At 58.0% G+C, this 22,974-nt stretch carries 23 protein-coding genes; 9 read left to right on the top strand and 14 right to left on the bottom strand.

The features are described from left to right. The 5 genes from JMV15_RS04605 to JMV15_RS04585 all read left to right on the top strand — a co-directional run. Positions 1-867 (top strand): RHS repeat-associated core domain-containing protein (locus tag JMV15_RS04605; protein WP_201491304.1); only part of this gene is annotated, 867 nt, incomplete at its 5' end. Then, positions 864-1,274 (top strand): DUF6896 domain-containing protein, encoded by a 411-nt coding sequence (locus tag JMV15_RS04600; protein ID WP_038449521.1) that lies wholly within the window; start codon positions 864-866, stop codon positions 1,272-1,274. The genes JMV15_RS04605 and JMV15_RS04600, both read left to right, overlap by 4 nt. A gap of 291 nt (positions 1,275-1,565) precedes the next feature. After that, positions 1,566-1,907: a polymorphic toxin type 47 domain-containing protein gene (locus JMV15_RS04595; RefSeq protein ID WP_073844178.1), complete on the top strand. Its 342-nt coding sequence runs from the start codon at positions 1,566-1,568 to the stop codon at positions 1,905-1,907. Next, positions 1,907-2,296 carry a hypothetical protein gene (locus JMV15_RS04590; RefSeq protein WP_019821403.1) on the top strand — a complete coding sequence of 130 codons (390 nt, stop codon included), beginning with the start codon at positions 1,907-1,909 and terminating at the stop codon, positions 2,294-2,296. Before JMV15_RS04595 ends, JMV15_RS04590 begins: the two co-directional genes overlap by 1 nt. Positions 2,297-2,413: 117 nt before the next feature. Beyond that, positions 2,414-2,776, top strand: a complete 363-nt coding sequence (locus tag JMV15_RS04585) for an Mpo1-like protein (protein WP_003189844.1) — start codon at positions 2,414-2,416, stop codon at positions 2,774-2,776. A 9-nt stretch (positions 2,777-2,785) separates the two neighbouring features. Here the strand turns inward: JMV15_RS04585 and JMV15_RS04580 are convergent, their stop codons facing one another. From JMV15_RS04580 to JMV15_RS04570, 3 genes are all read right to left on the bottom strand, one after another. After that, complete coding sequence (locus JMV15_RS04580) at positions 2,786-3,583, bottom strand: acyl-CoA thioesterase (RefSeq protein WP_014717646.1); 798 nt, start codon at positions 3,581-3,583, stop codon at positions 2,786-2,788. Between the two features lie 89 nt (positions 3,584-3,672). Next, entirely contained in the window at positions 3,673-4,434 is a 762-nt protein-coding gene (locus JMV15_RS04575; protein ID WP_014717645.1) for a CHAD domain-containing protein, read from the bottom strand. A gap of 42 nt (positions 4,435-4,476) precedes the next feature. After that, positions 4,477-4,755, bottom strand: coding sequence for a hypothetical protein (locus JMV15_RS04570; RefSeq protein WP_003189839.1), 279 nt, complete (start codon positions 4,753-4,755; stop codon positions 4,477-4,479). A gap of 216 nt (positions 4,756-4,971) precedes the next feature. Between JMV15_RS04570 and JMV15_RS04565 the strand changes: the two genes are divergently transcribed. Then, the gene (locus JMV15_RS04565; RefSeq protein WP_003189836.1) at positions 4,972-6,009 is read left to right on the top strand and encodes a patatin-like phospholipase family protein; all 1,038 of its coding nucleotides are present in this window, start codon (positions 4,972-4,974) and stop codon (positions 6,007-6,009) included. A 115-nt stretch (positions 6,010-6,124) separates the two neighbouring features. Here JMV15_RS04565 and JMV15_RS04560 read toward each other — a convergent pair whose 3' ends face one another. From JMV15_RS04560 to kdpF, 6 genes are all read right to left on the bottom strand, one after another. After that, complete coding sequence (locus JMV15_RS04560; RefSeq protein WP_019821397.1) at positions 6,125-6,814, bottom strand: response regulator; 690 nt, start codon at positions 6,812-6,814, stop codon at positions 6,125-6,127. Positions 6,815-6,945: 131 nt separating this feature from the next. Next, the gene (locus JMV15_RS04555; RefSeq protein WP_038449518.1) at positions 6,946-9,597 is read right to left on the bottom strand and encodes a sensor histidine kinase; all 2,652 of its coding nucleotides are present in this window, start codon (positions 9,595-9,597) and stop codon (positions 6,946-6,948) included. A 127-nt stretch (positions 9,598-9,724) separates the two neighbouring features. Then, positions 9,725-10,270: a potassium-transporting ATPase subunit KdpC gene (kdpC, locus tag JMV15_RS04550; RefSeq protein ID WP_014717642.1), complete on the bottom strand. Its 546-nt coding sequence runs from the start codon at positions 10,268-10,270 to the stop codon at positions 9,725-9,727. A 92-nt stretch (positions 10,271-10,362) separates the two neighbouring features. After that, complete coding sequence (gene kdpB / locus JMV15_RS04545) at positions 10,363-12,420, bottom strand: potassium-transporting ATPase subunit KdpB (RefSeq protein WP_172832670.1); 2,058 nt, start codon at positions 12,418-12,420, stop codon at positions 10,363-10,365. A gap of 15 nt (positions 12,421-12,435) precedes the next feature. Then, a complete protein-coding gene (gene kdpA, locus JMV15_RS04540; protein ID WP_038449514.1) occupies positions 12,436-14,130 on the bottom strand; it encodes a potassium-transporting ATPase subunit KdpA in 1,695 nt (564 codons plus the stop codon). 8 nt (positions 14,131-14,138) lie between these two features. Continuing rightward, entirely contained in the window at positions 14,139-14,228 is a 90-nt protein-coding gene (gene kdpF, locus JMV15_RS04535; RefSeq protein WP_003218754.1) for a K(+)-transporting ATPase subunit F, read from the bottom strand. A 413-nt stretch (positions 14,229-14,641) separates the two neighbouring features. On the opposite strand from kdpF, the gene eat reads away from it, so the two are divergent. Together eat and JMV15_RS04525 are read left to right on the top strand one after the other, a co-directional pair. Continuing rightward, complete coding sequence (gene eat / locus JMV15_RS04530) at positions 14,642-16,006, top strand: ethanolamine permease (protein WP_014717639.1); 1,365 nt, start codon at positions 14,642-14,644, stop codon at positions 16,004-16,006. 111 nt (positions 16,007-16,117) lie between these two features. Then, a complete protein-coding gene (locus JMV15_RS04525; RefSeq protein ID WP_003172675.1) occupies positions 16,118-16,285 on the top strand; it encodes a DUF2897 family protein in 168 nt (55 codons plus the stop codon). Positions 16,286-16,293: 8 nt separating this feature from the next. Here the strand turns inward: JMV15_RS04525 and JMV15_RS04520 are convergent, their stop codons facing one another. From JMV15_RS04520 to JMV15_RS04510, 3 genes are all read right to left on the bottom strand, one after another. Further along, complete coding sequence (locus JMV15_RS04520; protein ID WP_014717638.1) at positions 16,294-17,142, bottom strand: urea carboxylase-associated family protein; 849 nt, start codon at positions 17,140-17,142, stop codon at positions 16,294-16,296. A 14-nt stretch (positions 17,143-17,156) separates the two neighbouring features. Beyond that, the gene (locus JMV15_RS04515) at positions 17,157-17,801 is read right to left on the bottom strand and encodes a GntR family transcriptional regulator (RefSeq protein ID WP_014717637.1); all 645 of its coding nucleotides are present in this window, start codon (positions 17,799-17,801) and stop codon (positions 17,157-17,159) included. Between the two features lie 139 nt (positions 17,802-17,940). Then, a complete protein-coding gene (locus JMV15_RS04510) occupies positions 17,941-18,273 on the bottom strand; it encodes a ComEA family DNA-binding protein (protein ID WP_014717636.1) in 333 nt (110 codons plus the stop codon). A gap of 533 nt (positions 18,274-18,806) precedes the next feature. Between JMV15_RS04510 and JMV15_RS04505 the strand changes: the two genes are divergently transcribed. Beyond that, positions 18,807-19,367 carry an acyltransferase gene (locus JMV15_RS04505; RefSeq protein ID WP_014717635.1) on the top strand — a complete coding sequence of 187 codons (561 nt, stop codon included), beginning with the start codon at positions 18,807-18,809 and terminating at the stop codon, positions 19,365-19,367. A 238-nt stretch (positions 19,368-19,605) separates the two neighbouring features. Here the strand turns inward: JMV15_RS04505 and JMV15_RS04500 are convergent, their stop codons facing one another. Both JMV15_RS04500 and JMV15_RS04495 read right to left on the bottom strand, forming a co-directional pair. After that, on the bottom strand, positions 19,606-21,600 hold the full coding sequence (locus tag JMV15_RS04500) for a polysaccharide biosynthesis protein (RefSeq protein ID WP_014717634.1): 1,995 nt from the start codon (positions 21,598-21,600) through the stop codon (positions 19,606-19,608). Positions 21,601-21,727: 127 nt separating this feature from the next. Further along, the gene (locus JMV15_RS04495; protein WP_014717633.1) at positions 21,728-22,906 is read right to left on the bottom strand and encodes a DegT/DnrJ/EryC1/StrS family aminotransferase; all 1,179 of its coding nucleotides are present in this window, start codon (positions 22,904-22,906) and stop codon (positions 21,728-21,730) included. Positions 22,907-22,974: the final 68 nt, after the last annotated feature.

Genomic DNA, 22,974 nt, shown 5'->3' with positions numbered 1-22,974 from the left:
GAGTTTTTCTGGCAAGGCGACAAGCTAATTGCCGAACACCATGCAGAACGCCATCGCAGCTACCTCTACGAACCCGGCAGCTTCCGCCCACTGGCACTGTTGGACGGTTTCGGCCCAAAAGAAACCAAGCCCTACCACTACCAACTCGACCACCTCGGCACCCCGCAGGAACTGACCAACCCCGAGGGCGAAATCGTCTGGTCCGCCCACTACCGCGCCTACGGCCAGATCGCCCGGCTCGACGTAGGCAACATCGAAAACCCGCTGCGGTTTCAAGGGCAGTATTTCGATGCGGAAAGCGGACTGCACTACAACCGCCATCGCTACTACAATCCGGATATTGGTCGCTATCTGACGCCGGACCCGGTGAAGTTGGCGGGTGGGATCAATGGCTACCAGTACGTGCCCAATCCGACAGGGTGGGTAGACCCGCTAGGCTTGAATTCATGCCCAGGCGATGATGGGTGTAAAAAGCAAACGAGTGCTGACGATCCATCCTACAAATCGAGCGTGGATGATGGACAGCCTTCAGCTCCTCTTGTTCACGGAGTAGACGCAACCTTCTTAAATAGAACACACAGCATTGAAGGGAAGCGGTCAACCAAGCGTGTGGAAGAAATTGCTCGCAGTATGCGAAACGACGGATACGATAAAAATACGCCAATAGACGTTTTTGAGTATAACGAGCAACGCTATATTGTTGATGGGCACCACCGAGCTGCCGCTGCAAGACAAACAAAGACGCCAGTCACCATAAAACTAATCCAGAATATAGGTGACCATAACAGCTCGTTCAACAGCACCCAGGACGTAATAGACGCTTCAAATGCAGTAGGACTGGATAGACTGGAAAGGCCTAGACGATGAGAGCTCAGACGCTAGAACATTTGATCACAGAATACTTGGAGCAAGTAAAAAAGGCTACCGACTTACTTGAGCAAGTGTTTGGAACCAAAAATATCATTGGTCTGTGGCGATCCAAAAAAATCCCGCAGCGTGGGACGGTCGCTGCAAATGTCACCTACGAGCTGCACGGTATTGGTTGCAGTGTTTACTTATCTGAAATATGTGTCGACTTTGATTACGGCCCGGACGATAGGATCGACGGTTTCGACTCGTGGAGGCTGTATATGTACGCATGCGAAACACCCTGCAAGTACAAAAAATATACAGATAAACAAGCCTTGGAACGTGAGTTCAATGCGTACCTAAAAAAGGGCAAAGCCAAGAAAATCGAAGGGTCCACATCTAATTTGTACTTCATACAGTCTTGATGCCGTTCAGGTAAATCTCCTTACCCTAGACACTCTGAATATCGAATATGGGATGGGACTTGACCTCGATAACTGTGAACCAGCCAATGCATGTGCAAACTGACCCAACAACATCGGAGGTAAGCCTTGGTGCCGATCAGTCAAGCGAACGCAATACTCAAAGCAACGAAGATCAAAAGTGGGAGCTGGCTTGCCTGCGAAAGCGGTAGTGCAGTAACAGAGGCAGTGACTGACACACCGCCTTCGCGGGCAAGCCCGCTCCCACAGGGGATCTGCGCTTAACAGACTGGAATCCTTCCCACATTCACACCCACGGCGCTACTCTTTCCCACCGATGGTTTGGATGAGGCTTTTCGCAGAACGGGTATACCCAGGTCCGAATACAGCGTATCGAAATGGGGCAAAGACCAATATGGCAAATCATTTCCAACAGAATGGCGAGTACAAACCGGTCCCAATAGAGGAGCGGAAGTGAATATTGACGATCCTATGCTCGTGCCAAGTAAAGAAGGCCCGAAATCACCTCATATTGGCTATCAAACACCTGGAAAGAGAGGCGACGGAGGAGCCAAAAGAGGCCATATACTGCTCCAACTGGTTCCTGTCAGCCGGTCCAGAATAGGTGTCCCCTGATGAGTTACCTGGAAGACGAAATAGACGAAGCCTGTAATGCGCTGAACCTCGACGCTGGAAAGCTTGATTCGAGCGAACTCAACTTGTTGATAAGCTCTCTGACGAGAAAATTCTTCAAAGCGCAGAGCAATGTGCTTGATCCCATCGAACTGAACGAGAAAAGCACCGAACACAACCCTGACTTTTGGAAGGAGATGCCGCATCGCATTAGCGGGAATGGCCTGGTTCTGTTGGTATTTGACTCAGCGTATAGCGCCTGGAGAATGGAAAACGCTCGAGTGCTAGCCTCTGTGTTAGCCGAAACCACCGGATATCCGTTTTGGATAACCGATAAAGAGCTGACGTTCTTGGTACATATGGATGATCATGACTGTGTCATTTGGGCATGAGGGTCACTCCGCCTAAATTGCAGCCTATGACCCCCATAGCCAGCCCCAATTCGCCACCCTGCCCACCTCAACCTAAACTCTGTCCAAGTTGTTTCAACGGACAGAGGATTCACCACCATGGGCAAACGTCACCCCAATCTCCCCGCCTGGCAATGGCGTCAGTACCCACAGAACCATCAGCACCCAACCAACCTGGCGTTGCACCTGATTGCCGTGCCGCTGTTTATCGTCGGTTTCCTACTGATCGTGTCGGGCGTGTTCAGCCTGAGCCTGGCCAGCTTCGCGGTCGGTGTGATTGGCATTGTCGCGGGCCTGGCGTTGCAGCGTCACGGCCATAGCCTGGAAGCCCAGGCCAGTGAGCCGTTCAGTGATCGCAAAGATGCGGTGCAGCGCCTGGTGGTTGAGCAGTTCGTGACCTTCCCGCGCTTTGTGCTCAGCGGTGGCTGGTGGCGCGCCTGGCGGCAGCGGCACCACCACTGACCGGCGGGTTCAGGCGAACACCACCACGGTCTGGCGGCTGAGGGCGATCAACTCGCCGGTCGGGCTCCACAACGCAGCGGCCGCGTGGCCATAGCCGTCGCGGGCGTGTTCGATGTTGACGTGGTACTGGCACCAGTCGAGCGTAGTCAGGTCTTGCAACGGCTGGATGAACTCGATGGTCCAGGTCAGGGTGCTGCCCGGCGCGGGCTTTTTGAGGTGTGGCAGTAGCGCCGGCGGCCAGGCGTCGACCAGGGCGAGGATGTGCGCCTCGGTCAGTGGCTCTTCTTTTACATCCCCTCTCAACCGTACCCAACCGCCCATCTCGCGAGATTTATTGCCGGTAAACGGCAGGCCACCGACACTCCAGCGCATTGCCAAATGACGCATGAATTCGGGGGTAACGCCCTTGATATAGGGCAGTTCCTGGCACTCATCCCAATGTTTGAATACCGGTGGCGGCTCACTTGCCACGTCAATTTCGGAGGGGCGAGAGGCGCCAAAACTGGCCTGGACCAGGGTCGCCACTTCACCGTTCTGCACCACGCGCCCCAGCAACTGGCTGACCGCCTTGCCTTCGCGCAGCACTTCGACTTGATAGCTGGCAGGTACATCCGGCGCTACCGGGCCGACAAAGGTGATGGCCAGCGAGCGCAGCGGTCGGTCCGCCGGCACCTGGGCGCGCAGCGCCTCGTACTGCAAGGCAGCGACCAGCCCGCCAAAGGTGGCCCGGCCCTGGGCCCATTCGGCAGGGATGGTGACATCCAGCGGATTGCTACGGGCAGCGTCGAGCAAATCACTAAAGCGCATGGCGACCTCACATCAAGAAAATCCTGGAGGAATCTTAACCATCGAATTGCACAGGCACAGCGCCTATTCCGGCCAAAAACCGGACCGGTTTAAAAACACTCGGCGCTGAGTGTGTCCAACACGCGGTCGGCCTTGCCTTGCGCCTTGAGCATGGTGCGCTGCCACACTGCTACGCAGGGTTGCAAGTCAGGCTCGTGCCCGGCCTGGGCCAGCCACTGCCAACAGTCATGCCAGTCACCCAGCGCGCTCTGGGCTTTCTTCAAGTGCGACAGGGCCTTGGTGGGTAATTTGTCCAGCTCGGGATACGCCTCGGCGGCATAGCGCACACGCTTGATCAGCAACCGTAGCCGGTGGCGGTCATGATCGGGGTCCTTCAAGGCGCCATCGAGTGCCTGCCATTGCTTGGCCAGGCGTTTCTGGATACGCGGGCGCAAGCCCTTGAGCAGTTTCTGGTGCTGGGATGCGCGGATAAACCGTGGGAACGCATCCAGGATCAGCAGCAAGTGCGCCAGCTCCGGGCTTTGCGCCACCTGGCGATAAGCCTCGGGCTGCAGACGCAGGCGTCGATCAGCCGCGTCGTGATAACCGTGCTGATGCAAATACGCCGCCAGCACCTCTCGGTCGCGTAGCGGCGTAGTCAGTTGGCCAACCGTGCTGGCGGCCAATTCAAGCTGTTCGACACCGGGCAGCCCGCGCAAAGGGCGCAACAGGCTGCGCAGGCGTCGCACAGTGGTGCGCAAATCATGCAAGGCTTCATCGTCAGTGACGGCGGCGAGGCGAGCCTGGCAGCTCAGTAACCCTACTTCCAGGCCAATGACCTGAGCGACTAACTGATTGACCAACGCTGACATCCTGCCCTCACTTTTCGATAAAAAATCCTGCCCGCTGCGGGGTCATCGCCCGGCGCGAGACTCACGAATGTAGAACCGCGCTTTCTCGGCCTTGTTGGAGCAGCCCTCGAACGCTTCAAACTGCTGCTGAGTCTTGGCGCCAGTCAACAGCGACAACGCCTTGGAGTAGCTGACAGTGCCGGCAAAACCTTCGGCCTTGGCCAGGTCCAGTTCTTTCCAGGCGGCGTCCAATTGCGAGCCACAGCTGTCGCGATACGCGGTTTTCCCGGCACAACCAGCCAAGGCCAGCACGATCACAGGCACACAGATCCAGGCTTTCATTGATGACACCTCAAATATACAAATTCAGTCGTAGCCTGTAGACGTTGCCTACAGGGAAAAGTGCCTTGTCCTTAGCCTGAAATCGGTAGTACCTATTGCCAGAGCATACCCGAGCCTGATCGCGAGCCTGGAAAAATCTTGCGCGCTGTCAGCAAGGATTGAAGCAGGCCCCTTGATGGGTGCATTGTGGGCCCCTGTTTTGCGAAGGATCTGGCCATGAAGAAACGTGTTGCCTTAGTGCTGGGCTCCGGTGGCGCCAGGGGCTACGCCCATATCGGGGTGATCGAGGAAATCGAACGACGCGGCTATGACATCGCCTGTATCGCCGGCTGTTCCATGGGCGCCGTGGTGGGTGGGATCTACGCTGCCGGCAAGCTCGACGAGTACCGCAACTGGATCGAAAGCCTGGACTACCTCGACGTCTTGCGCCTGGTGGACGTGAGCTTTCGCCTGGGAGCGATTCGCGGTGAGAAGGTGTTCGGGCAAATCCGCAAGATCGTCGGCGATATCAATATCGAGGAGCTGCGCATCCCCTACACCGCCGTCGCCACCGACCTCACCAACCAACAGGAGATCTGGTTCCAGGAAGGCTGCCTGCACCAGGCCATGCGCGCCTCGGCGGCCATCCCCAGCCTGTTCACCCCGGTGATGCAAGGCAACCGTATGCTGGTGGACGGCGGCCTGCTCAACCCGCTGCCCATCGTGCCGGTGGTGTCGAGCCACTGTGACTTGATCATTGCGGTCAACCTCAACGCCACCAACCAGAAGCACTATCAATTGCCGGTGATCCAGCGCCCGCCAGCGTTCAAGAGCCGCTTCAACAGCCTGGCCAAGTCACTGGGTTCGCACCTGCCGTTTCGCCGCAAACAGGCCGAGCAGTTGATGAAACTGGAACAAGAAGCCTTGCAGGCCCAGGCCGCCGAAATCAACCCGTGGCTGGAGTCTGCCGAACCCGAAGCCCAGCAACCTGCCGCGGCGCCGGAGAAAGCCGGCGCACCGAAGTCGGCGACCGGCTCGTTCATCATCGACAACGTCGGGCCTGCATCGCTGCTGGACCTGATCAACCAGAGTTTCGAGGTGATGCAAACCTCCTTGGCGCAATACAAGATCGCTGGGTATCCGCCCGATGTGCTGATCAACGTGCCGAAGCGGGTGTGCCGGTTTTTCGAGTTCTATAAAGCGCCGGAGTTGATCGCTTTGGGGCGGGAGATTGCCAGTGATACGTTGGATCGGTATGAAAGCGAACAGAGTTGAGCGTGTGGGTGTTGCAGATGGCCTCATCGCGGGCAAGCCCGGCTCCCACAGGGGCATGTATTTCAACTGTGGGAGCTGGCTTGCCTGCGATGGCGCCAGCGCAGGCACCACAGATTCAGGCACCTAGCAACCGATACCCCACCCCCGCCTCAGTCACGATAAACCGTGGCCGGGTCGGGTCATCCGCCAGCTTCTGGCGCAGGTGCCCCACCACGATCCGCAGGTAGTGGCTGTCCTCGGTATGGGTTGGCCCCCAGATGTCCTTGAGCAATTGCTGTTGGGTAATCACCCGCCCCGGGTGGCGTGCCAACTGCGCCAGCACTGCGTATTCCTTGCGGGTCAGCGCCACTTCAGCTCCGTCGAGCAGCACGCGACGATAGGCCAGGTCGACCGTCAACGGGCCAAAATTCAAGGCGGCTTCCTGGGCCTCTCCGGCCGGTGCCTGGCGCAACAGTGCACGCACACGGGCAAGAAACTCCTGGATGCCGAACGGTTTGGTCACGTAGTCATTGGCGCCACCGTCGAGGGCCTCGACCTTCTGACCTTCGCTGGCCCGCACCGACAGCACCAGCACCGGCACCGTGGACCATTCGCGAAACTCGCGCAGCACCTGCTGACCGTCCATGTCGGGCAGGCCCAGGTCGAGCACCAGCAAATCCGGTTTGCTCAAGGCCGCCTGGGCCAGGCCTTCGTTGCCGGTGCCGGCTTCGATGACCTTATAGCCTTGGGAAGCCAGGCTGATGCGCAGAAATTTGCGGATCTGCGGTTCGTCATCAATGACAAGAATCGTCGCGGTCTGGCTCATGGTGTCTCATCAAAACCCATTAAAAAATCACCCCCCTGTAGGAGCGAGCTTGCTCGCGAAAAACCTCTAGGCACCGCGTGCATTCAGGACGTCATCATTATCGTTAACGACCTTCGCGAGCAAGCTCGCTCCTACAGGTTGTGTTCCAGGACTGGTGGTGTCGGCAACGGCAAAAACAAAGTGATGCAGGTGCCCCGCCCGTCAATGCCATCGGCCACGCTGATATGCCCACCGTGCGCGCCGACCATGCCCTGGCAGATCGCCAAGCCGAGGCCGGTGCCCTGTCCGCCTCGATCACCACGGGCAGCGGTGTAGAACATGTCGAAAATCTTCGCCCGCTCCTCCTCGGGAATCCCCGGTCCTTCATCCGCCACGGCAAAAAACAACTGCTCATCCTGCACCCCAGCGCGCAACTGCAAGCGGCCCTGGGGGGGCGAAAACCGTGCGGCGTTTTCCAACACGTTGACCAAGGCCTGCTCAATCAACGCCGCATGCACATACAACAAAGGCAGCTCCGGCGGCACATCGGTGCTCACCTGCAACGGCGCCAGCACGGCGCGCAGTCGCCCAAGGGCACTGCCGACAATATCGCCGGGCGACACCCAATCGCGTGCCAGTTTCAGCGCACCATGACCCAGGCGTGTCATGTCCAGCAGGTTCTGGATATAGCGGTCCAGGCGCTCGGCTTCATCACGGGTGCCTTCGAGCAATTCGCGGCGATCCTCCAGCGGGATGGCTTCACCCAGGGCCAGCAGGCTGTCGATGCTGCCGCGCATGGACGTCAATGGCGTGCGCAAATCGTGAGACACCGACGCGAGCAAAGCGCTGCGCAGTTGTTCGGTTTCGCCGTGCAGGCGCGCCGATTCCAGCTCCTGCCCCAGTTGTGCCCGCGCCAGCGCCTGGGCCAGCGGTTGGCTCAACGCGGTGAGTAAACGTCGACGTTGCCCGCTCAATTCCAGGCCAGGCTTGGCACTGACACCCAGCAACCCCAAGGGCCCCTCTTCACCTGACAGCGGCCACCACCACCAACGCCCAAACGGCAAGGTGCCGGTGCCCATGCCGGCCGGCTGGTCATGCTGCCAGGCCCAATCAGCGGCCGCGCGTTCGGCTTCGGTGAGGGTCAACGGGCCACCGGTCTCGACCTTCCAGCCGCCCTGCCCGTCGCGATTGACCAGGCACAGGTCGAGGTCGTTCCAACCTTGCAGATGGTGGGCGGCGGCACTGATGACAGCTTGGCGGTCGGTGGCAGCGGTGAGCTTGCGCGACAGGTCGAGCAGCTCGCTGGTTTCTTCCTGGGTATCGCGCAACGCCTGCAACTGGCGGCGCTGGCGTGCGGCGAGGTTGCCGGTCAACGCTGCCATCAACAGGAAGAACAACAGGGTCAGCACGTCTTCTTCGCGCTGGATGGCGAAGGAAAAATTCGGCGGAATAAACAGAAAATCGTAAGTCAAAAACGACAGTGCCGCACACACCAGGGACGGCCCCAGGCTGCTGCGCACCGCCACCAGCAGCACGGCGGCGAGAAATACCAAAGAGATGTTCGGCAGCGCCAACGCACTGGACACGGCCCAGGCCACTGCGGCAGCGGCGAGGGTCGCCACCACCGCCAAGGCGTAATCGAACCACACCAACCCGCGTACCTCCGGCAGACGTGGCGGTGCAGGCATGTCATCGCTGTCGAGGACGTTGATTTCCAAGCCGCGGGCATTGCGCAACAGGCGTGCCGCCAAGCCGCCACCGAACAAGCGCCGCCGCCAGCGCATCCGTGACTGCCCCACCAGCACTAAACTGGCACGGCGTTCGACGGCGTGCTGGATCAGGGTCTTGGCCACTTCCCCGGCGCGCAGCAACACCACTTCCCCGCCCAGCCGCTCTGCCAGTTGCTGGGCGTTTTGCAGGCGCAGGCGCGATTGCTCATCCCGAGCACGGCCGTTGTCGATGTGCACCAGGCTCCAGGGCAAATGCCGACGCTGGGCCACGCGGCTGGCATGGCGCACCAGGCGTTCGGCTTGCGCATCGCCATCCACACCGACCAACAGGCGCCCACGCACTGCCGGCGCGGCCTGGCCCAGTTGGCGGTAGCCCTGGGCCAGGTCGTCGTCGACGTGGGCGGCGGCGGTTTGCATGGCCAGCTCGCGCAGGGCCATGAGGTTGGTCTGGGTGAAAAACGCATCGATGGCCGCACGCGCCTGTTCGGGCACATACACCTTGCCGTCACGCAGGCGCTCGAGCAGCTCGCGAGACGGCAGGTCGATCAGCAACAGTTCGTCGGCCTCTTGCAGCACCCAGTCCGGCAGGGTTTCGCGCACTTGCACGCCGGTGATACCACGCACTTGGTCGTTGAGACTTTCCAGGTGCTGGACGTTGACCGTAGTGAACACGTTGATGCCGGCGGCGAGCAGTTCCTGGATGTCTTGCCAGCGTTTTTCATGACGGCTGCCGGGGGCGTTGCTGTGGGCCAGCTCATCCACCAGCACCAGCTTTGGCTTGGCGGCGAGCAGGCCGTCGAGGTCCATTTCTTCGAGCATCACGCCACGGTATTCGCTGCGCAACAGCGGTTGTTGCGGCAGGCCGCTGAGCAAGGCTTCGGTCTCGGCACGGCCGTGGGTTTCGACCACCCCAGCGATCAGACGCACGCCCTGGCGCAGTTGGGTATGGGCCGCCTGGAGCATGGCGTAGGTCTTACCCACACCGGGCGCGGCGCCGAGGAAGACTTTAAGCCGGCCACGGCCGTCCCGGGGCAGATCGGCTAACAGGGCATCGGCGCGGCCGGCGTCGCTCATGCTCGGGGGTTCCTTCAGGTATTGATGGAGAGTCTTCAAGGCCGCCATCGCGGGCAAGCCCGGCTCACACAGTGGAATGCATTCTAAATGTGGGAGCCGGGCTTGCCCGCGATGGCGGTCGCAAGGCTTACAACGTTTCCAAAGCCATGTTCAGGGCCAGGACATTTACGACAGGCGGGCCAACCAACGGGCTTTCGATGTGCTCATCCAGCAACCGCTGCAAGGTCGACACCGGCACATTTCGCGCCGCCGCCACTCGCGCCAGTTGATAGGCAATCGCCTGCGGTGGCAAGTGTGGATCAAGGCCGCTGCCGGAGGTTGTCAGCGAGGCCAGTGGCACCGGGCCCTGGCCAGGCACTGACTGCTTGCTGGCGTCCTCGAATATGCGAGTCGCCAAGGCCGGATTGCTGGGGCCCAGGTTACTGGCACTGCTGGACACGGTGGCAAAAGCACCGGCTGACGGGCGTGGGTGAAACCAGCGGTCACCAGTGAAGTCCTGGGCGATCAGGCTGGAGCCACGCACCTTGCCGCTGGCGTCGCGCACCAGGCTGCCATTGGCTTGATCGGGGAAGGCCACTTGGGCCACGCCGGTGACTACCAGCGGGTAGGCCACGCCGGTGATCAGGGTCATGAGTACCAGCAAGCTCAGGGCTGGGCGGATGATGTTGGACATTTCAGACTCCTCAATTCAGTGGTGCGGTGGGACGCGGAGCGTCCGGGGCGGCGGCGTTCCCACGCGGAGCGTGGGAACGATCAGCGGCCAGGTCAAACCAGGTGCAGCGCGGTCAGTAGCATGTCGATGGCCTTGATGCCCACGAACGGTACCAACAGCCCGCCCAGCCCGTAGATCAGCAGATTGCGCCGCAACAACGCCGCCGCACTCGCCGCCTGCACGCGCACACCGCGCAGGGCCAATGGGATCAGCACCACGATAATCAGCGCGTTGAACACGATGGCCGAGAGGATCGCGCTCTGTGGGCTCTGCAAGTGCATGATGTTGAGCACGCCCAGTTGCGGGTAGATCGAGGCGAACAGCGCCGGCAGGATCGCGAAGTACTTGGCCACGTCGTTGGCGATGGAAAAGGTCGTCAGCGCGCCACGGGTCACCAGCAGTTCCTTGCCGATCTGCACCACGTCCAGCAGCTTGGTCGGGTCGCTGTCGAGGTCGACCATGTTGGCGGCTTCGCGAGCGGCCTGGGTGCCGTCGTTCATCGCCATGCCGACGTCAGCCTGGGCCAGCGCCGGGGCATCGTTGGCGCCATCGCCACACATAGCAACCAGGCGTCCATCGTTCTGCTCATGGCGAATACGCGCGAGTTTCTTCTCTGGCGTGGCTTCGGCCAGCACATCGTCCACCCCTGCTTCAGCGGCAATCGCGGCGGCGGTCAGCGGGTTGTCGCCAGTGACCATCACGGTACGAATCCCCAGCTTGCGCAACTCGGCAAACCGTTCGCGGATACCGGGCTTGACCACGTCCTTGAGATGGATCGCCCCCAGCAACTTGCCATCGGCGCATACCAGCAAGGGCGTGCCGCCGCTCTGGGCGATCTTGTCGATTTCCCGCGACAGCGCAGGCAGCAGATCGCTGCGTTGCTGGCCGATAAACGCCAGCAGCGAGTCCACCGCGCCTTTACGGAGCACACGACCCTGATAGTCGACACCGGACAAACGGGTCTCGGCGCTGAAGGGCACGGCGGTCAACGCCTCCAGGCTCGGCTCGGCCTGGGGGTGCAAGGCGCGCAGGTATTCAACGATGGACTTGCCTTCCGCCGTGTCATCCGCCAGGGACGCCAGCAGCGCGCCTTCGGCCAATTCCCGGCCACTGACGCCAGGTGCGGACACCACGGCCGAGCAACGGCGGTTACCAAAGGTGATGGTGCCGGTCTTATCCAGCAGCAACACATGCACATCCCCCGCCGCTTCTACCGCGCGGCCAGACTTGGCGATCACGTTGAGACGCACCAGGCGGTCCATGCCGGCAATCCCGATGGCCGACAACAAGCCTCCAATGGTGGTGGGAATCAGCGTCACCAGCAGTGCGACCAGGAACACCAAAGGCAAGCTGCCATTGGCAAAGTGGGCGAACGGCTGCAGGGTCACGACCACCAGCAGAAAGATCAGGGTCAGGCCGATCAGCAGAATATCCAGCGCGACTTCGTTGGGGGTTTTCTGGCGTTTGGCGCCTTCCACCAGCGCGATCATACGGTCCAGGGTGGACTCGCCCGGGTTGGCGGTGATGCGGATGAGCAGCCAGTCCGATACCAGCCGCGTGTTGCCGGTGACGGCCGAACGGTCGCCGCCAGACTCGCGGATCACCGGGGCGGATTCGCCGGTAATCGCCGCTTCGTTGACCGCCGCAATCCCTTCGACGACCTCGCCGTCACCGGGGATCATTTCCCCGGCGGCAACACGTACCACATCGCCCTTGCGCAGGCTGGTGGCCGGCACCACCTTGAAGCTGCCATCGGCTTCCTGGCGTCGGGCGCTCAAGCCTTCGCTGCCAGCCTTGAGGCTGTCGGCGCGGGCCTTGCCACGGCCTTCGGCCAGGGCTTCGGCGAAGTTGGCGAACAGCACGGTGAACCACAGCCACACCGCGATTTGCACCGCAACAAAGGTGGGCACGGTGGTATCGGGCACGAAGCACAACACGGTGGTGAGGATGGCGGTCAGTTCGACCACCAGCATCACTGGCGAGCGTTGCAGTTGGCGTGGATCGAGCTTGACGAACGCCTGGACCAGCGCCGGGCGCCAGAGAGCCGAGATGGCGGTTTTGGCAGGCTCCTGGGGTTTGACCGGGGCCGCGTTTTTTGCAGGCATATTCATTTTCATATCCCTTAACTAGAAGCCCATGCTCAAGTGTTCAGCGATGGGACCCAACGCCAGCGTCGGCAGGAAAGTCAGGCCGCCCACCAACAAAATGGTCACGGTCAACAAGGTCACGAACAGCGCGCCATGGGTGGGGAAGCTGTTCTGGCCAATCGGCGCGGCTTTCTTCATCGCCAGGCTGCCGGCCAGGGCCAGTACCGGGAGGATGTAGCCGAAGCGGCCGATCAACATGCCCAGGCCCAGCATCAGGTTATGGAACGGGGTGTTGGCGCCGAGGCCAGCAAACGCCGAACCGTTGTTGGCACTGGCAGAGGTGTAGGCGTACAGCAATTGACTGAAGCCGTGGGGGCCTGGGTTACTGATGGCGCCTGCCGGGCCCGGGAGGCTGGCAGCGATAGAACTCAGCACCAGCACACCAACCGGCATCACCAGCAGGGTCACCACCAACAATTGCACTTCCCTGGCCTGGAGTTTCTTGCCCAGGTATTCCGGGGTGCGGCCGATCATCAAGCCGGCAAGGAACACCGCGATCAACACGTTAAGCAACATGCCGTACATACCGGCACCGACACCGCCGAAGATCACTTCGCCGACCATCATGTTGACCAGCGCCACCATCCCACTCAGAGGGCTGAGGCTGTCCTGCATACCGTTGACCGAACCGTTGGAGGCCGCAGTAGTGGTCACCGACCACAGCACGGTACCGGTTGTGCCGAAACGTGTTTCCTTGCCTTCCAGCGGGGCGGTTTGCTCTACGGCCGGGTTGTTCAGGGTTGGGTTGGGCTGGTATTCGGACCACAGCGACGTCGCGCCGCCGATCAAGAACAGCGCCAGCATGCACGCGAGGATCGCCCTGCTCTGACGCAGATCCTTGACGTAGTGGCCGAAGGTAAACACCAGTGCCACCGGAATCAGAATGATCGAGGCCACTTCAAACAGGTTGGCCCAGGCGGTCGGGTCTTCGAACGGATGCGCCGAGTTCACGCCGAAGAAGCCACCGCCGTTGGTGCCCAATTGCTTGATCGCAATCTGGCTGGCGGCCGGGCCCAAGGGAATCACTTGGTCCACGCCCTGCAGCGTGACGGCATCAACATAGTGGGCGAAGGTTTGCGGCACGCCCTGCCATACCAGAAACAGTGCGAGCACCATGCACAACGGCAGCAGGCCGTAGAGGGTGGCGCGGGTCATGTCGACCCAGAAGTTGCCCAGGGTCTGGGCAGATTTGCGCCCGATCCCACGGCACAGGGCGACCAGGACGGCGAGACCGGTCGCTGCACTGACGAAGTTCTGCACGGTCAGGCCGGCCATCTGGCTCAGGTAGCTGAGAGACGCCTCACCGCTGTAGTTCTGCCAGTTGGTATTGGTCATGAAACTGACGGCGGTGTTGAACGCCAGAGTCCATTCCTGGCCGGGCAATTTCTGTGGGTTCAGTGGCAGGGAGCCCTGGAATAACAGGATCGAGAACAACAGCAAGAAGCCCGCAAGGTTGAATGCGAGCAAGGCCAGCATGTATTTCTGCCAGCTTTGTTCCTGCTGCGCATCCACGCCCGAGAGGCGATAACAGGCCTTTTCGACAGGCCCCAATACGGGCGTGAGCCAGGTGCGCTGGCCTTCCATCACCTTGTAGTAGAACCGTCCCAGAAACGGTGCCGGCACCAGTACCACCGCAAAGAAGGCGATGATCAGCCAATAGTCATAACTGTGCATAGCCGCTCCTAGTTCCGATCCGCGCGTAACAGCGCAACCAGCAGATAAATGAACAGCGCCACGGCCAATAGCAGTGACACCCCGTCCAGAACACTCATGGAAGTCTCCCCGTCTTGCGGCGATTGCCGCGTGTGGGGGCATTGTCCGCAGGAGGGGTGTAAAGGAACGAGAGCGAGGTGGTGGGTGGGGCGTAAAGATGGCGTAAAGAGTGGGTTTACGCGGGGTTTACAGCGGGATTTGCAGTGGCTGGGAGGGCCTCTTCGCGGGCAAGCCCGGCTCCCACATTCGACTGCGTTCTTTCAGTTAACACTCGGTCAAGTGTGGGAGCGGGCTTGCCCGCGAAAGCGCCCGCCAAGTCACCACCGCACTTATGTGGTGCAACTCATGCCACATTCAAACGCCAAACCGTCCCCCCGGCGACATAGGCACTGCTTTACGACATAGTTCTGAGGCTTGGCATAACCACTGCAACACCTTGAATCATTCCAAACGGTTCAGGGAGCACCCCACAATGAACACACAACTCAAACCCACCTTGGGCACCCTGCACCTATGGGGCATCGCCGTCGGGCTGGTGATCTCTGGCGAATATTTCGGCTGGAGCTATGGCTGGGGCGTCGCCGGGACCTTAGGGTTTCTGGTGACATCATTAATGGTCGCCGCGATGTACACCTGCTTTATCTTCAGCTTCACCGAACTGACCACTGCGATTCCCCACGCCGGAGGCCCCTTTGCCTACAGCCGTCGCGCCTTCGGTGAGAAAGGCGGCTTGATTGCCGGCCTGGCCACTTTGATCGAATTCGTCTTCGCCCCGCCCGCGATTGCCCTGGCCATTGGCGCGTACCTGAACGTGCAATTCCCGGCACTCGACCCCAAGCACGCCGCCGTCGGTGCATATATCGTGTTCATGGGCCTGAATATCCTCGGGGTGAAACTTGCCGCCACCTTTGAGTTGGTGGTCTGCGTGCTGGCCGTCGCCGAACTGCTGGTATTCATGGGCGTAGTCGCCCCGGCGTTCAGCTTCAGCAATTTTGCCCTCAATGGCTGGGCCGGTTCCGACACCTTCAGTGCCCCGGCGATTGCCGGTATGTTTGCCGCCATCCCCTTCGCGATCTGGTTCTTCCTCGCCATCGAAGGCGCGGCCATGGCCGCCGAAGAAGCCAAGGACCCCAAGCGCACCATTCCGAAGGCCTACATCAGCGGCATCCTCACCCTGGTGATCCTGGCCATGGGCGTGATGTTCTTCGCTGGCGGGGTGGGTGACTGGCGCACCCTCTCGAACATCAACGACCCACTGCCCCAGGCGATGAAAACCGTGGTGGGCGACAGCTCCGGCTGGCTGCACATGCTGGTATGGATTGGCCTGTTCGGCCTGGTGGCAAGCTTCCACGGCATCATTCTCGGCTACTCGCGCCAGTTCTTCGCCCTGGCCCGCGCCGGTTACCTCCCCTCCTTCCTGGCCAAACTTTCACGCTTCCAGACGCCGCACCGGGCCATCCTCGCCGGCGGCGTGGTGGGTATCGCCGCCATCTACAGCGACGGCCTGATCAACCTGGGCGGCATGACCCTGACCGCCGCGATGATCACCATGGCGGTGTTCGGTGCCATCGTCATGTACATCATGAGCATGCTCAGCCTGTTCAAACTGCGTAAGACCGAGCCACTACTGGAACGCACCTTCCGCGCGCCGGGCTACCCCATCGTGCCGGGCATTGCGCTGGCGCTAGCGGTGGTATGCCTGGTGGCGATGGCCTGGTTCAATGCCTTGATCGGGCTGATCTTCCTGGGCTTTATGGCGGTGGGCTTTATCTACTTCCAGATGACCGCACAAGACCGCATCGATGCGCCGGCGGATGCAATGTTGACCGGACAGTAGCGCCTATGAGGCAGAACGGGCCTACACTGAACTACTCAGAAAGCCCGTCACTCAAAGCAGTGATTACCGTGGGAAAATTCTCCCACGAACCTCTGCCTCAAGGAGCGTCTTATGCCGTGGTATGCATGGTTGATTATGGTAGTAGCGATCGGGTCGATCGTCGGTGGCCTGATGATGCTGCGTGACAGCGCCAACAAGGTGGAACTCACCGACGAACAACGTAAACGCGTAGCCGAGCGCAATGCGCAGGCAGATGCCAAGGATGCGCAGGATCGCTAAATCTTGCGTTACTCCCAATCCGCCTTGGCAATATGCAAGCCGTGCTGCCCCTTGTAGGCAGCACGTTCCGGTTGGCTCCAGCCATTGAGCAACTCATCCTCCAACCGGTAGATCTCCACCCCCAACGGACGGCACACCGTCAGCGGATCCTGCGCATCCGGCCCCCACATCGGTAGCGACAAATCCCCGCCAGGGCACGTCGACAACGCACAGAGCAGATCAATCTCGGCAAAAAACTCCAGGTAATCGCCCTTCTTCGCCGGACAGGCTTTCATAAAGTACATGTCATCCTGATTGAGCCCGGTGCACTGGAAAATATTCAACACGTCATGCACATCGAACTCCGTCAGCCCATGGGGCAATACCGCACGCGTCAGGTTCGAGTGGCAATGGTGATGAAAGTCCTCCCCGGTCAACATACGGTTCACATAGGGGTCGCATCGCGTGCCCAACAAATCGTGCAAACGCCCACCGTGCTCATCAATGCCGTAGCTGGCCAGGCTGTCATCGGTGATCGTGACCAAGGGCCGTAGAAAAGGCAGGTTCGACCACAACCGATCATGAGTGCTGACATGGGCGCCTTGAAGCTGCCGGGTGCGCGCGGCCCACAAACGTTCGCGTGGGTCGTTAGCGTTCCAGACATTGAAATCCCCCACCTGCGGACCCACCGGCGTGGTCACACGAAACACATGCCCGGCCGGCACCTTCCACGCCCTCCCCGTGCGGATCGGCACCTCGAACTGTTCGATCAACGTGCGCTGGGTTTTCTGATCACGAATGCGCTCATAGAACGCCGTATCCACCTGCAACGCCGAACCTTTGCTGACCTGGTACGCGGCGGGATAGTCTTTGTACATGGGGCAATCCTCTATCATGGGTGATCAAACAAGGCGAGAGAAAGGTGTTCCGAGTCATCCAGGTAAAGGCTGATCGCCTCGCTGGCTGCTGGTCTGTTGTGCCTGGCTAATAAGCCGTATATCTCTTGATCGCGCTCCAGCCAGGGCGACTGGAAACGTTGCTCGTCAGGTGCAGCGCAGAACACCAGGCGTAACTGGGCAATCACCTGGGCGAAAAACTCGTCGAACAGGGGGCTGGCCATCAACGCAACAATCTGTTGATGGAACACCAGACTGTGGGTGGCCACCGCTCGCCAATCTTCACGCTCACGAGCCAGGGTGGTGGCCTCAATAGCGCTTTGCATACGCCCTGATTGAGCGTCCGTCAGCGGGCCGCTTTGGGCTATGGCCTGCAATTCCAGGGTGCGGCGGACTACAAACAGATCGCGGACTTCCTCCCGCTCCAGGCGCCGAACCATTACGCCCTTATTACGTACATAGCGAGTAAGGCCCTCCTGGCCCAGACGATGCAGCGCTTCACGGATAGTGTTGCGCGAGGCGTTGTAGGCGGTGACGAGATCCTTCTCGATTAACGGCATACCTCGCAATAACCGCCCACCGATTATGTCGGCACGTAGTTCCAGGGCTATTTGATCGGCTAAAGACATGCTGAGCGTCATCACTACCTCAGGATTGTTGAACAATCATTGGAGAGATGTAATCACGTTTCATGCCAATATCGCTTGGAAGTCTAAAGGCGCGCGCCTCCGACAAAGAAAGGGCCGGTCATTGACCGGCCTTCTAAGCTATTTCACATCCTCAATTAATAACCAACCTGTCGCGATTCTTCTCCAGCAGTGCCTTGCCGATGCCCTTCACTTCCAGTAACTCATCCACCGCTGTGAACGGACCGTTGCTTTCCCGATAAGCCACGATTGCCTTCGCCTTGGAAGCACCAATACCGAACAGATCGCGGCGCAGGGTTTCGGCGTCGGCTGCGTTGAGGTTGACCTTGGTGGATTGCTCAGACTTGGTCATTTGGGTGGAGATTGGGGTTGGGGCTTCTGGCTTGACGGAAGGGGCAGCATTGGTGGCGACGGAGAGGCTGGTGAGGAAGGCGAATACTAGGGAGGATATGTAGAGGTTTTGCATTGATGACGCTCCATGACATCGGTGAGAGAAAAGCAGCTTTTCCGAAGCTGCTTTTCCACGTTAGGCGATGGGTCGAGGGTGTCAAAAATGGATGAGTAACAGGGTGTGAACATGTCACACTCGCTCTTGTACGCCTTGACCAATATTCGGATAAGCTAGGTATTGTGTCCTCGAATATCAACGGACATAGAAACGCTCATGGTCTAGAATCGCAATGGGAATACGCCATAGACCTGTGCTCACAAGGCCCAAAACTAATGTGTGAACGCTTTTTTCAAACGGATAAAAATCGCCGATCGAATCGCACAGTACCTAGTAAAGCTCTGTGGCGCGCAAGGCATAGCATTCTTTGCGCCCACCATTGGAGCGTCACCGCAGATGATTTCATAATCTTGGACGCCGTTGCTCGTACAAGTCTTAAGAGTCCAATTACTGTACGAAGTGCATGCACCTCTATAAACCCATACACATACACATACACATACACATACATCTTATAAAAATTACCACAGCAAACTAAAAGAGTTATCAAAATGGCTTTTATTCCAGAAGAAAAGTTAAAAGAAATGGGCTTTAAAAGCCTTGGAAAAAATGTAAAGATAAGCGACAAGGCTTCAATATATAACTGTGATCGAATTTCAATCGGCGACAATACACGCATTGATGACTTTTGTGTTATCTCAGGAACCGTCACACTAGGGCGAAATGTCCATATAGCCATTTTCAATAATGTGGCGGGGGGCGAGCTTGGCATCACCATGGAGGATTTCTCAGGCCTGGCATATGGTTGTCATGTTTTTGCTCAATCCGATGATTACAGCGGAAAAACCCTGACTAATCCAACTGTACCCAGCCAGTACAAGAACGAAGCAAAGTTACCGGTACATATCGGTCGTCACGTTATCATCGGAACCTCCTCCATTGTTTTGCCAGGTGTAACGCTGGCAGAAGGTTGTTCAGTAGGGGCAATGTCAATGATTACAAAGTCGACAGACCCTTGGGGCATTTATTTCGGCGTACCGGCGAAAAGGCTTAAAAATCGAAGCCAAGAACTTTTGGAGTTCGAAAAACATTATTTAGAATCGGAAAAATAATTTTGCACCACCCTGATGCCAGAAATCTGGCATCAGATATTCCGAATAGAATACGCTCTCAGTTAGCCATACCACGAATAAATCACAGATGGGCTTGCCAAGGCTACCGGGGACCAGATCAGGTTACCGTTGATGCGCATGAGTCTTAAGGAGATGCTAACGGCCAGATTCTCCGCCAATGCTCATCAACGCAGGCCTCTAGGAGGCATTTCCGACGCACACGATAAAAGTCATGTCCTTAAGGCTCAAGACGACGCTGCTGGTAGATCCAATCAACTATTTCGCCATCTGGTGCATAGCCGCTGACAGTATCGCGCAGCAATTGCCGAACACGCGTGTAATCATCCTGGTCCAAAGCAGAAAGCAACTCCGTCAACTTGACCTTGAGCACATCCCAAGCGAGATTATCTTCATCAGCGCTCATGATCATCGGGTGCTGGGTAGCCACTACGTTGTCACCGATCAGCAACTCTTCATACAGTTTTTCGCCGGGACGCAAGCCGGAAAACTCGATGGCAATGTCGCCATGAGGATTCTTCTCAGAGCGCACACTCAGACCAGACAAGTGAATCATCTTCTCAGCCAGCTCGATGATTCTTACGGGCTCTCCCATATCCAGCACAAATACATCTCCCCCATGGCCCATGGAGCCGGCTTGGATTACCAACTGCGCCGCTTCGGGGATTGTCATGAAGTAACGGGTAATCTTCGGGTGAGTCACCGTCAAGGGTCCACCCGACTTGATCTGTCTATGGAACAGCGGGATCACAGAACCCGAAGAACCAAGTACGTTACCGAAACGAACCATGGTAAAGCGCGTTTTATTGACTCTGGGTAAACAGTCATTATCGCCGAACAATACGGGGGCGACTTCACGGCTCAGTGCCTGCAAGACCAACTCAGCCAACCGTTTCGTGCTACCCATGATATTGGTCGGACGTACGGCCTTGTCTGTTGAAATCAATACAAAGTTGGCAACGCCAGTCTGTAAAGCAGCCTGCGCCGTATTGAGCGTACCTATCACATTATTGAACACTCCCTCGGCTATATTATGTTCTACCATCGGAACATGCTTATAGGCAGCGGCGTGATACACAGTATCGACCCGCCAAGTGCTCATGACGTCGATTAGCTTGGACGGATTACGTATGGACCCCAGGATTGGCAACAGCTTAACCGGTAAGGACTCACGAATAATACGTTGCTCAAGCTCGGAAAGAATGCTGTAAAGGTTGAACTCACTATGTTCGAACAACAGCAGTGTCGTAGGGTGCAAAGCAAGTATTTGTCGACAAAGCTCAGAGCCGATTGAACCACCAGCGCCGGTCACTAAAACGCACTGCCCTTTGATGCAATGCTCCAATAGTTCGTCTTGAGCAGGCACGGCATCGCGGCCCAGAAGGTCAGCGATATCAACTTCCTGGATGTCGTCGACCTTCACCCTGCCGCTCGCCAAATCCATAAAGCCAGGGACACTGCGCACATGCAGGGGGAAACCTTCAAGAAACCCGAGGATTTCCCGGCGACGCCCACGATTAGACGAGGGTATAGCCAAAAGAATTTCCTGAGCGCCTGTGGCGTCGATCATCCGCTGAATATGTTTGGGCTTGTAAACCTGAAGACCGGAAATAATACGATCAGAGATACTGGCGTCGTCGTCGATGAATGCTACCGGGCGCATCACTCTACCCATACGCAGGGCTGCTACCAACTGATTACCCGCTGCGCCAGCACCGTAGATAGCAACACGGGGCAAGCCATCCTCACGATTGGTGAAAGGCACGTGTTGTGCAGCGGCGAACCAATCGCCCAGAAAATATTGACGCATCCCCAAGCGCAGACCGCCCACCATGATGAGGCTTAGCCACCAATAGTTGAATATGATAGAGCGCGGGACAACATTTTGGTGGTTGCTGTACCAATAGACAACAACACCAAGTATGAGTGACGAAAGGCTCACAGCCTTGATAATCGCAATCAGCGCATCATTACCGAAGTAACGCATCACCGCACGATACATACCAAAGCGGATAAACAAGGGAATGGCAACCACCGGGGCGCAGATAAACAGCCATAAGTGCATCGCGACAGGATTGATCATCTCATCTACGCCAAGACGTACTACAAAAGCCATCCATAACGCAAACCAGACCACTAACACGTCAGTTATCAGTTGCAGGACGCGTTTTTGTCGTCGGGGCAATCCCACCAGGTACGCACGTATCTTATCCATAACCCCTCTAAACACCCTTGCTAAAACTGAAACGATTCATATGTAACAATTGAACGTTTGAATACGGCTTGATTCTTCATCACATGCCGGACCTCAGGTTCTTTGATTAGATTAGAGCCTGCAGCACCTATATTACCGTTGCCTCGCGCATTACCTGCGCCAAGACCTCACAGGTCAGCTCAATTTCCTTATCCGTCAGCGTTGGATGAACCAGGAACATCAGGCTGGTCTCACCTAGCTCAACTGCATTAGGTAAGCGAATAGTGGGGCGCCATCCGGTATTGTCGAAAGCTTTTTCCAGATAAACCTCAGAGCAGGAACCGGAAAACGCCGGGACGCCTCGAGCAACGAGCATTTCGAGAATTCGGTCGCGATTCCACCCGTCCTTCAGAGACGATGGCTCTACAAAGACATAGCATTTATATGCCGCATGAGTGATATGTGCGGGTATTTGAGGGACGCGCAGGCCAGCAACCTGACCGGCTGCATCCCAGATACGCATCGCATTGGCACTACGGCGCGCTGCCCAATCAGCCATGCGTCGTAGTTGGATCCTGCCTATCACTGCCTGCACTTCGAGCATCCGCCAATTAGTGCCGAAACTTTCGTGTAGCCAACGGAAGCCGGGAGCATGCTGGCGCTCATAAACGGCCTCCCAACTCTTGCCATGATCCTTGTATGACCACATCGACGACCATAACTCGCGGTCATTGGTGGTAACCATGCCACCTTCTCCCCCAGTGGTCATAATCTTGTCCTGACAAAACGACCACGCGCCAATATGGCCGATCGAGCCGACGCGACGCCCTTTGTAGAACGCGCCGTGCGCCTGCGCGCAGTCTTCAATTACCTTGAGGCCGTTTTCTGCGGCAAGATCCATGATTGGATCCATATCACATGGCCAGCCGGCCAAGTGAACACAAACGATAGCCCGAGTACGGGGGGTCAATACGGCACGGATGGTTTCGACCGTAATATTCTGTGAATCTAAATCAATATCAGCGAATACAGGCACGGCACCTGTGTTGACAATACTCGAAACAGATGCCAGAAACGTACGGGACGTAACAATGACCTCATCACCGCTACCGATCCCAAGCGCCTTGAATGCCACATCCAGAGCTACAGTGCCGTTGGCCAGCGCAACCGCGTATTCCGTTTCCGACCAAGCCGCGAACTCCTTCTCAAAGGTTCGGGTTTCCTGCCCAGTCCAATAGTTGACTTTATTGGAAAGAATCACATCGCGGACAGCATCGGCCTCTTCGTGACTGAAAGATGGCCAAGGAGAAAAAGGTGTATTTAGCACTGTGAATACCCGTCGAGATGACAATTAAGTGAAGAATAAGAACTATCAGGGGCGCCGCAAGAATGACA

The sequence above is a fragment of the Pseudomonas paracarnis genome, from assembly GCF_904063055.1.
Taxonomy (GTDB): domain Bacteria; phylum Pseudomonadota; class Gammaproteobacteria; order Pseudomonadales; family Pseudomonadaceae; genus Aquipseudomonas; species Aquipseudomonas paracarnis.
Note: the sequence above shows the minus strand (reverse complement) of the source record. Positions and strands in the feature narration are given on the sequence as shown.

Excerpts from the sequence above, each read along its gene's own strand:
- JMV15_RS04600 (WP_038449521.1), top strand. The coding sequence starts at position 864 with ATGAGAGCTCAGACGCTAGAACATTTGATCACAGAATACTTGGAGCAA.
- JMV15_RS04590 (WP_019821403.1), top strand. The coding sequence starts at position 1,907 with ATGAGTTACCTGGAAGACGAAATAGACGAAGCCTGTAATGCGCTGAAC.
- JMV15_RS04585 (WP_003189844.1), top strand. The coding sequence starts at position 2,414 with ATGGGCAAACGTCACCCCAATCTCCCCGCCTGGCAATGGCGTCAGTAC.
- JMV15_RS04580 (WP_014717646.1), bottom strand. The coding sequence starts at position 3,583 with ATGCGCTTTAGTGATTTGCTCGACGCTGCCCGTAGCAATCCGCTGGAT.
- JMV15_RS04575 (WP_014717645.1), bottom strand. The coding sequence starts at position 4,434 with ATGTCAGCGTTGGTCAATCAGTTAGTCGCTCAGGTCATTGGCCTGGAA.
- JMV15_RS04570 (WP_003189839.1), bottom strand. The coding sequence starts at position 4,755 with ATGAAAGCCTGGATCTGTGTGCCTGTGATCGTGCTGGCCTTGGCTGGT.
- JMV15_RS04565 (WP_003189836.1), top strand. The coding sequence starts at position 4,972 with ATGAAGAAACGTGTTGCCTTAGTGCTGGGCTCCGGTGGCGCCAGGGGC.
- JMV15_RS04560 (WP_019821397.1), bottom strand. The coding sequence starts at position 6,814 with ATGAGCCAGACCGCGACGATTCTTGTCATTGATGACGAACCGCAGATC.
- JMV15_RS04555 (WP_038449518.1), bottom strand. The coding sequence starts at position 9,597 with ATGAGCGACGCCGGCCGCGCCGATGCCCTGTTAGCCGATCTGCCCCGG.
- kdpC (WP_014717642.1), bottom strand. The coding sequence starts at position 10,270 with ATGTCCAACATCATCCGCCCAGCCCTGAGCTTGCTGGTACTCATGACC.
- kdpB (WP_172832670.1), bottom strand. The coding sequence starts at position 12,420 with ATGAATATGCCTGCAAAAAACGCGGCCCCGGTCAAACCCCAGGAGCCT.
- kdpA (WP_038449514.1), bottom strand. The coding sequence starts at position 14,130 with ATGCACAGTTATGACTATTGGCTGATCATCGCCTTCTTTGCGGTGGTA.
- kdpF (WP_003218754.1), bottom strand. The coding sequence starts at position 14,228 with ATGAGTGTTCTGGACGGGGTGTCACTGCTATTGGCCGTGGCGCTGTTC.
- eat (WP_014717639.1), top strand. The coding sequence starts at position 14,642 with ATGAACACACAACTCAAACCCACCTTGGGCACCCTGCACCTATGGGGC.
- JMV15_RS04525 (WP_003172675.1), top strand. The coding sequence starts at position 16,118 with ATGCCGTGGTATGCATGGTTGATTATGGTAGTAGCGATCGGGTCGATC.
- JMV15_RS04520 (WP_014717638.1), bottom strand. The coding sequence starts at position 17,142 with ATGTACAAAGACTATCCCGCCGCGTACCAGGTCAGCAAAGGTTCGGCG.
- JMV15_RS04515 (WP_014717637.1), bottom strand. The coding sequence starts at position 17,801 with ATGACGCTCAGCATGTCTTTAGCCGATCAAATAGCCCTGGAACTACGT.
- JMV15_RS04510 (WP_014717636.1), bottom strand. The coding sequence starts at position 18,273 with ATGCAAAACCTCTACATATCCTCCCTAGTATTCGCCTTCCTCACCAGC.
- JMV15_RS04505 (WP_014717635.1), top strand. The coding sequence starts at position 18,807 with ATGGCTTTTATTCCAGAAGAAAAGTTAAAAGAAATGGGCTTTAAAAGC.
- JMV15_RS04500 (WP_014717634.1), bottom strand. The coding sequence starts at position 21,600 with ATGGATAAGATACGTGCGTACCTGGTGGGATTGCCCCGACGACAAAAA.